The following is a 1850-nucleotide window of genomic DNA, read 5'->3' as shown; positions in this document are numbered from 1 at the left end:
GTAGAAGCTTGAGTTCTTAAACTGTCTGCGATAGCCATACCTGACGCATCATCTGCTGCAGAGTTGATTCGAAGACCTACATTTTACTAAGCACTTCCAGCAAAAGCCCTTTTTTGCTTTAAAAATTTCAAAAATTTAAGCCAAAGAATTTTTATACTATTGACTTTTTTATTGACTTTATTTTAAAAGGATTATTATGCTAAATGAAAGAAAAATAAGAAGTTTAAAGCCAAAGGATGTAAAATATTATGTTGCAGATAAGGACAATCTTTTACTCTGCATTTATCCTAGTGGAACAAAAACATTTTTTTACAATTACAAATGCACAAAAACTCTTAAATACAAAAGGAAAAGTCTAGGCAAACATCCATTAATAAATCTTAAATTTGCAAGAAATCAACGCAATATACTTAAAAAGACATTGCTTAAAGATATTTCAAAAACAACATTCCAAACCCTTGCTTTAGAAAAAATGCAAATAAAACAAAAACAAGTTACAGATAAAACTTATCAATCTTTACTAAGCTTGCTTAAGCGTTTTGCTTTTGTTTTTTATGGAAACTATGAAATAGACAAAATTAGCATATTGGATTTATTAAAAAGTTTTGAGCTTTTTAGAAAAAAAGGTATAAAAGAAAGTGCGAGTAAATTTTTTTCTATATTAAATGAAATTTTTCGTTTTGCTATGATGAAAGGACTTATTGCAAATAATCCTATGAATAATCTTTCGCGCAAAGATTTAATCATCAAACGCCATACCAAACATTATGCCACTTTGCTGGATAAAAATTCCATAAAAAAATTACTGCTTTCTATATTTTCTTATAAAGGAAGTTTGGAAGTTAAAGTTGCAACTCTTATGTGTATGTTAAGTGTTCAAAGAGCATTTAATATCCGCACTTGCAAATGGAGCGAGCTTGATTTGAAAAATCAAATTTGGCATATCCCAGCCTTTAAAATGAAGGCAAGAAAAAATCACAACATTAGCTTAAATTCTCAACTTATCGATATACTAAAACGCTACAAAACTTTTGCTTCCAAAAAATACCTTTTTTCAAGTCCAAACAGTTACGATGGAATTCTTGGAGAAAATACTATGCGTATGATGTTTAAAAGTCTTGGTTATACAGGAGATGAATTTACACCTCACGGTTTTCGCGCGATGTTTAGCACCCTAGCTCACGAGTATCGTTTTAAACATAAAATTTCAAGTGATATTATAGAACAATGTCTTGCACATAGTGAATCAAACAAAGTAAAAGCAAGCTACAATCATGCCTTAAATTTAAAAGCAAAAGCAAAATTAATGCAGTGGTGGGGCGATTATTTACAAAGTATCATTGCGTGGGATGAAAAAATTGATGAATTATTTGCAAATAAATCAAACAAAAATCACCAAAATATTAAAGACAGACACTAAAACCTTACTAATGCTAGATTTTGACAACACAAGCAAGTCATTTTTCTAGCCAAATTGTTAAATTTTATTGACTTTTTTATTGACTTTTTTGATATGAAAATTCCAAAAAAACTTTTCAAACATCTATTTTTACTTGCTTTGATAAAAAATTATAAAAAATATCCAAAAAACTATAAATTATTTTTTTATCTTAACGATATTGCTTTTAACAATCGCAAGGAAGCGGTTGAATTCATTTAAAAGGATTTAAAATGGGATTTCGTATCAACACTAATGTGGCAGCACTTAATGCTAAGGCAAACGCTGATTTAAACAGCAAAAGTTTAGATCAATCTTTGGCAAGACTTAGTTCTGGTCTTCGAATCAACTCTGCAGCAGATGATGCGTCAGGTATGGCTATCGCAGACAGTTTAAGATCTCAAGCTTCTAC

At 29.8% G+C, this 1850-nt stretch carries 1 protein-coding gene and 2 pseudogenes; 2 read left to right on the top strand and 1 reads right to left on the bottom strand.

Features of this window, described 5'->3' with window-relative positions; all coding sequences use genetic code 11:
• Window positions 1-77 (bottom strand): annotated as a pseudogene (locus ELQ16_RS10595) (hypothetical protein); the annotation flags it as partial.
• A gap of 119 nt (window positions 78-196) precedes the next feature.
• Between ELQ16_RS10595 and ELQ16_RS09745 the strand changes: the two are divergent.
• Window positions 197-1420, top strand: coding sequence for a site-specific integrase (locus ELQ16_RS09745; RefSeq protein ID WP_134239444.1), 1224 nt, complete (start codon window positions 197-199; stop codon window positions 1418-1420).
• A 251-nt stretch (window positions 1421-1671) separates the two neighbouring features.
• Window positions 1672-1850, top strand: a pseudogene (locus tag ELQ16_RS09740) (flagellin); the annotation flags it as partial.

It is taken from the genome of Campylobacter sp. US33a (assembly GCF_004378855.1).
Taxonomy (GTDB): Bacteria; Campylobacterota; Campylobacteria; order Campylobacterales; family Campylobacteraceae; genus Campylobacter_D.
This window is presented reverse-complemented; position numbering and strand designations above follow the sequence as displayed.

What these genes read in the sequence shown, in the direction of transcription:
- ELQ16_RS09745 (WP_134239444.1), top strand. Translation starts at nt 197, where the DNA reads ATGCTAAATGAAAGAAAAATAAGAAGTTTAAAGCCAAAGGATGTAAAA.